Genomic DNA, 5,843 nt, shown 5'->3' with positions numbered 1-5,843 from the left:
CTGCCGATATAAGGAGCGTCCGCGCCGACGCCCATTACACCAAGGTCCATGACGGCACCCGGGAGCGGATGTGCCCATGGTCGATCTCGGAGGCCGAAGCCCAGCTCGATCCCGGCCAGTTCGTCCGGGTGCACCGCAGCCATATCGTGGCCATTCCGCATATCACTCTGGTCCGCAGGGAAGGCGATGGCGCGATCGTCGAACTCGACGGCCCGTCGCCGCATCGCGTGCCGGTCAGCCGCGCCAAAATCGCTGAGGTGAGGGCGAGACTTGGCCTCGCCCGGCGCCATGCCCATCCCCCGATCGGTGGATAGGTCGCCAAGGCTGACGCATTTCGTGCGTATGAAGCCGCAATTCGTGCGAATTTCCTGACCTCGTGGCTGTCATCTTGCGCGGCAAAACGCCGGGACAGAGCCTGCCCTCCTACGAATGGAGGAGACCAATGATACCTGGCCCGTTCAGTTACCATCGGCCGGCAACGGTCGCTGATGCCGTGAAATTGCTCGCGACCTTGGGTGACGAGGCCCGGCCGCTGGCCGGTGGCCACAGCCTGGTTCCGATGATGAAGCTCCGGCTGGCCACGCCCGAGCATCTGGTCGATCTGCATGGCATCGACGGCCTGAAGGGCATCCGGCGCGACGGCGGCTCCATCGTGATCGGCGCCATGACCACCCAGCATGAACTGCTGGCTTCGGACGAAATCGCAAAGTCCATCCCGATCCTGCACGAGACCGCGTTGTTGATCGCCGATCCCCAGGTGCGCTACCGCGGCACGGTCGGCGGCAATGTCGCCAATGGCGATCCCGGCAACGACATGCCGGCACTGATGATGACGCTCGGCGCCAGCTACCGGCTCGAAGGCGCCTCCGGGGCGCGCAATGTCGCGGCGGCCGACTATTATCAGGGCGCCTATTTCACCGCAATCGAGCCCGGCGAGCTGCTGACCTCGGTCTCCATTCCGGTCCCGACCGCCGGCCATGGCTACGCCTATGAAAAGCTGAAGCGCAAGGTCGGCGATTACGCCACCGCCGCGGCCGCGGTCGTGCTGACGATGTCCGGCGGCAAGGTCGCAACCTGCAAAATCGGCCTCACCAATCTGTCGGAAACGCCGCTGCTCGCCGACGCCGCCGCCAAGGCGGTGATCGGCACGAGCCTCGATGCGGCCACGCTGAAGAAGGCCGCGGCCGAAGCGGTTGCGATCATGTCGCCGGCCGCGGACGCCCGCGGGCCGGTCGAATACCGCAAACATGTCGGCGGCATCATGGTGACGCGCGCGCTGCAGCGCGCTGCCGGCCGCGCAAGCTGAGGGGGGAAACGAAAATGGCAAAAACCCACGTCACCATGAAGGTGAACGGCGCCGAGGTCGAGGGCCTGGTCGAACCGCGCACCCTGCTGGTGCATTTCATCCGCGAAAACCTGGCGATGACCGGCACCCATATCGGCTGCGAGACCACCCATTGCGGCGCCTGCACCGTCGACCTCGACGGCATGTCGGTGAAGAGCTGCACCGTGTTCGCGGTGCAGGCCCAGGGCTCCGACATCACCACCATCGAAGGCGTGGCCAATGCCGACGGCTCGCTGTCGGCGCTGCAGGAAGGCTTTCGCATGATGCACGGCCTGCAATGCGGCTTCTGCACGCCCGGCATGATTTTGCGCGCGCAGCGGCTGCTCAAGGAGAACCCGTCGCCGAGCGAAGATGAAATCCGGATGGGGATTTCGGGCAACATCTGCCGCTGCACCGGCTACCAGAACATCGTCAAGGCGATCCAGTACGCCGCCGCCAAGATCAATGGCGTCGAATTCCAGGAGGCTGCGGAATGAACGACATGACTCCCACGCGGGAACAACGCGAAGCCAAGCTCGAAGGCATGGGCTGCAAGCGCAAGCGGGTCGAGGATATCCGCTTCACCCAAGGCAAGGGCAATTATGTCGACGACCTCAAACTGCCGGGCATGCTGCATGGCGATTTCGTCCGCTCGCCGCATGCCCATGCGCGCGTCAAATCGATCAATGGCGACGAGGCGCTGAAGGTGCCGGGCGTGCTGGCGGTGATCACCGCCGAGACGCTGAAGACCGTCAATCTCGCCTGGATGCCGACCCTCGCCGGCGACGTGCAGATGGTATTGGCCGACGGCAAGGTGCTGTTCCAGAATCAGGAAGTGGCTTTCGTGGTCGCGACCGACCGCTATGCCGCCGATGACGGCATCAACAAGGTGGTGGTCGAGTACGAAGCGCTGCCGCCGCTGATCGATCCGTTCAAGGCGATGGACAAGGATGCGCCGGTGCTGCGCGAGGACCTTGCCGGCAAGATGACCGGCGCGCATGGTCCGCGCAAGCACCACAACCACATCTTCGAGTGGACCGTCGGCGACAAGGACCTGACCGACGCCGCCTTCCGCAAGGCGGAGGTGACGATCAAGGAGATGATCTCCTATCACCGCACCCATCCCTCGCCGCTGGAAACCTGCCAGTGCGTCTGCTCGTTCGACAAGATCAGGGGCGAGCTGTCGATCTGGGGCACCTTTCAGGCCCCGCATGTGATCCGCACCGTGGTGGCGCTGATCGCAAAGATTCCCGAGCACAAGATCCACGTGATCTCGCCCGACATCGGCGGCGGTTTCGGCAACAAGGTCGGCGCCTATCCCGGCTACATTTGCGCCGCGGTCGCCTCCATCGTCACCGGCAAGCCGGTGAAATGGGTCGAGGACCGCATCGAAAATCTCACCGCGACGTCGTTTGCGCGCGACTACCACATGACGACCGAGATCGCGTCGACCAAAGAGGGCAAGGTCACCGGCCTGCGCGTTCATGTGCTGGCCGATCACGGCGCGTTCGACGCCTGCGCCGATCCGTCGAAGTGGCCGGCCGGCTTCTTCAACATCGTCACCGGATCCTACGACTTCCCGACCGCGCATGTTTCGGTCGACGGCATCTACACCAACAAGGCGCCGGGCGGCGTCGCCTATCGCTGCTCGTTCCGGGTGACGGAGGCCGCCTACTGCATCGAGCGCGGGATGGATATTTTGGCGCAAAAACTCGGGATGGATCCGGCGGAGTTGCGGCTGAAGAATTTCATCAAGCCGGAGCAGTTCCCCTATCACTCGGCGCTCGGCTGGGAATACGATTCCGGCGACTACCATACCGCCATGCGCAAGATGATGGAATCGGTTGATTATGCCGGCTTGCGCAAGGAGCAGGCGACACAACGCGCGGCGTTCAAGCGCGGCGAGACCCGCGAGATCATGGGCGTCGGCGTGTCGTTCTTCACCGAGATCGTCGGCGCCGGCCCGTCGAAGAACTGCGACATTCTCGGTATCGCGATGTTCGATTCCTGCGAAATCCGCCTGCATCCGACCGGCGCAGGCATCGCCCGGGTCGGCTCCAAGAGCCAGGGCCAGGGCCACGAGACCACCTGGGCGCAAATCATCGCCACCGAGATCGGCATCCCCGCCGACGACATCATGGTTGAGGAGGGCAATACCGATACCGCGCCTTACGGGCTCGGCACCTACGGTTCGCGCTCGACGCCGGTGGCGGGAGCCGCGATCGCCATGGCCGCGCGAAAAATCAAGGCCAAGGCGCAGATGATCGCCGCCTACAAGCTCGAGGTGCACGAGGGCGATCTCGAATGGGACATCGACGGTTTCCGGGTCAAGGGGCTGCCGGAGAAGACGATGTCGATGAAGGACATCTGCTGGGCGGCCTACAATTCGGTGCCGCCGGGCATGGAGCCGGGCCTGGAGGCGGTCAGCTATTACGACCCGCCCAACATGACCTATCCGTTCGGCGCCTATATCTGCGTGATGAACATCGACGTCGATACCGGCGTCTACAAGGTCCGCCGCTTCTACGCGCTCGATGATTGCGGCACCCGCATCAACCCGATGATCATCGAGGGCCAGGTGCATGGCGGCCTCACCGAAGCGTTTGCGATCGCGATGGGCCAGGAAATCCGCTACGACGACGAGGGCAATGTGGTGACCGGCTCGTTCATGGATTTCTTCATGCCGACCGCGGTCGAGACCCCGCATTGGGAGACCGACTTCACCGTGACGCCGTCGCCGCATCATCCGATCGGCGCCAAGGGTGTCGGCGAAAGCCCGAATGTCGGCGGCGTGCCGGCGTTTTCCAATGCCGTCAACGACGCGTTCTCATTCCTCGGCTCCACCCACATCCAGATGCCGCATGATTTCTGGCGCAACTGGAGGGCGGCGAAGAATCTGGGAGTGTTCGCGTAATTCCTCGTCATTGCGAGCGCAGCGAAGCAATCCATGCCGCCAAGGAAAGAAAGAATGGATTGCTTCGTCGCTATGCTCCTCGCAATGACGACCCTCAGTGTTCGGTCTCAGACCCTCATGGTGAGGAGCGCGTCTTCGCGCGTCTCCGGACGATGCTTCGCATCGCCTTGAGAACGATGAGGCCACGGGAGCAGCGGCCATGATTCGAGCAAACCGGAAAACGCTCTGGCAATGAAAGATCGCGAGGACATCGCGCAAGCGTTGGCGGCTTGCGGCTACATCGCCGACGGCGAGCTTTCGACCGCGGTCTCGCTGATGCAATTGCTGCGGCGGCCGCTGCTGCTGGAGGGCGAGGCGGGCGTCGGCAAGACCGAAGTCGCCAAGGCGCTGGCCTGCGTGCACACGACCGAACTGATCCGCCTGCAATGCTATGAGGGGCTGGACCAGTCGGCGGCACTGTACGAGTGGAATTACCAGCGCCAATTGCTGTCGATCCAGGCGCATCGCGGCGACAACCCCGACGCGGTCGAGGACCAGATCTTTTCGGAAAAATACCTGCTGGAGCGGCCGCTCCTGGCCGCGATCCGGCGCGACCGGCCGCCGGTGCTGTTGATCGACGAGATCGACCGCGCCGACGACGAGTTCGAGGCGTTCCTGCTCGAGCTATTGTCCGACTTCCAGGTGTCGATCCCCGAACTCGGCACGATTTCCGCCACCACCATCCCGCATGTGGTGCTGACCTCGAACGGCACGCGCGAACTCTCCGACGCGCTGCGCCGCCGCTGCCTCTATCACTATGTCGATTATCCCGACGTCGACCGCGAGGCGCGCATCATCATGGCGCGGATCGATGGCGCCGGTGCGTCGCTGTCGCTGCAGATCGCGCGGATGGTCGAAGGCATCAGGAAGGAGGAGCTGCGCAAGGTTCCTGGTGTCGCCGAGACGCTGGACTGGGCGGCGGCGCTGGTCGGTCTCGACGTCCGCGATCTGCATGATGCGCCCGAGACCGTGCACGAAACCTTGATGTGCCTGCTCAAGACCCATGAGGACAAATCGCGCGTGACCCGCGAGGTCACCGGGCGCCTGCTGGGGAAGGTCGCATGAGCTGCTGCGGCGCCAATCCCGGCTATGACGAGATCGACCAGGTTTCCCGCCTGGTCTCGGCAAAACTCGCGGCGTTTCTCAAAACCTTGCGCGACAATGGTTTTGCCGTCGGGCTGCAAGAGGGCCAGGACGCCGCCGCCTTGATGACGGCAGGCTATGCGAAAAAGCCGGGCCTGTTGCGCTCGGCGTTCAAGCATCTGTTCTCGGCACGCAAGTCCGACTGGGAGAGGTTCGACGGCATCTTTGATGCGTTCTGGCTCGGCAAGCGCGTCAAATCGCGATCGGTCACGATGGGGTCGGCCAGGGCGGCCAACAATCCGTCGCTGAAGAGCCTTGCGAACAACCGTCCGGAGCAGCGCGCTGGCGGCGACACGGCGATGGATCAGATTCCATCCGTTGACGGCGCGGACAGTGACCGTAGCGGCGAAGGCCGCATGGAAGGCGCCTCGCGCGCCGACAATCTGGCTGAAACGGATTTCCGCAAAATGGCCGATCCCGAAC

Annotated in this window: 5 protein-coding genes and 1 pseudogene; all 6 read left to right on the top strand. The window is 63.9% G+C overall.

Going from position 1 to position 5,843, the window contains the following annotated elements; all coding sequences use genetic code 11:
* Positions 1-314: LytTR family DNA-binding domain-containing protein (locus tag WCE35_RS20940; RefSeq protein ID WP_424595224.1), on the top strand; the 314-nt coding region annotated here is incomplete at its 5' end.
* A gap of 128 nt (positions 315-442) precedes the next feature.
* Positions 443-1,306, top strand: a complete 864-nt coding sequence (locus tag WCE35_RS20935; RefSeq protein WP_424595223.1) for an FAD binding domain-containing protein — start codon at positions 443-445, stop codon at positions 1,304-1,306.
* 14 nt (positions 1,307-1,320) lie between these two features.
* Entirely contained in the window at positions 1,321-1,821 is a 501-nt protein-coding gene (locus WCE35_RS20930) for a 2Fe-2S iron-sulfur cluster-binding protein (RefSeq protein ID WP_424595222.1), read from the top strand.
* Positions 1,818-4,238 carry an aerobic carbon-monoxide dehydrogenase large subunit gene (locus WCE35_RS20925; protein WP_424595221.1) on the top strand — a complete coding sequence of 807 codons (2,421 nt, stop codon included), beginning with the start codon at positions 1,818-1,820 and terminating at the stop codon, positions 4,236-4,238. The genes WCE35_RS20930 and WCE35_RS20925 overlap by 4 nt, the downstream gene beginning before the upstream one ends.
* A 231-nt stretch (positions 4,239-4,469) precedes the next feature.
* Positions 4,470-5,342: an AAA family ATPase gene (locus WCE35_RS20920; RefSeq protein WP_424595220.1), complete on the top strand. Its 873-nt coding sequence runs from the start codon at positions 4,470-4,472 to the stop codon at positions 5,340-5,342.
* Positions 5,339-5,843 (top strand): annotated as a pseudogene (locus tag WCE35_RS20915) (vWA domain-containing protein); the annotation flags it as partial. The gene WCE35_RS20920 and the pseudogene WCE35_RS20915, both read left to right, overlap by 4 nt.

The sequence above is a fragment of the Bradyrhizobium sp. genome (assembly GCF_049691595.1).
Lineage (GTDB): Bacteria > Pseudomonadota > Alphaproteobacteria > Rhizobiales > Xanthobacteraceae > Bradyrhizobium.
Note: the sequence above shows the minus strand (reverse complement) of the source record. Positions and strands in the feature narration are given on the sequence as shown.

Excerpts from the sequence above, each read along its gene's own strand:
- WCE35_RS20935 (WP_424595223.1), top strand. The coding sequence starts at position 443 with ATGATACCTGGCCCGTTCAGTTACCATCGGCCGGCAACGGTCGCTGAT.
- WCE35_RS20930 (WP_424595222.1), top strand. The coding sequence starts at position 1,321 with ATGGCAAAAACCCACGTCACCATGAAGGTGAACGGCGCCGAGGTCGAG.
- WCE35_RS20925 (WP_424595221.1), top strand. The coding sequence starts at position 1,818 with ATGAACGACATGACTCCCACGCGGGAACAACGCGAAGCCAAGCTCGAA.
- WCE35_RS20920 (WP_424595220.1), top strand. The coding sequence starts at position 4,470 with ATGAAAGATCGCGAGGACATCGCGCAAGCGTTGGCGGCTTGCGGCTAC.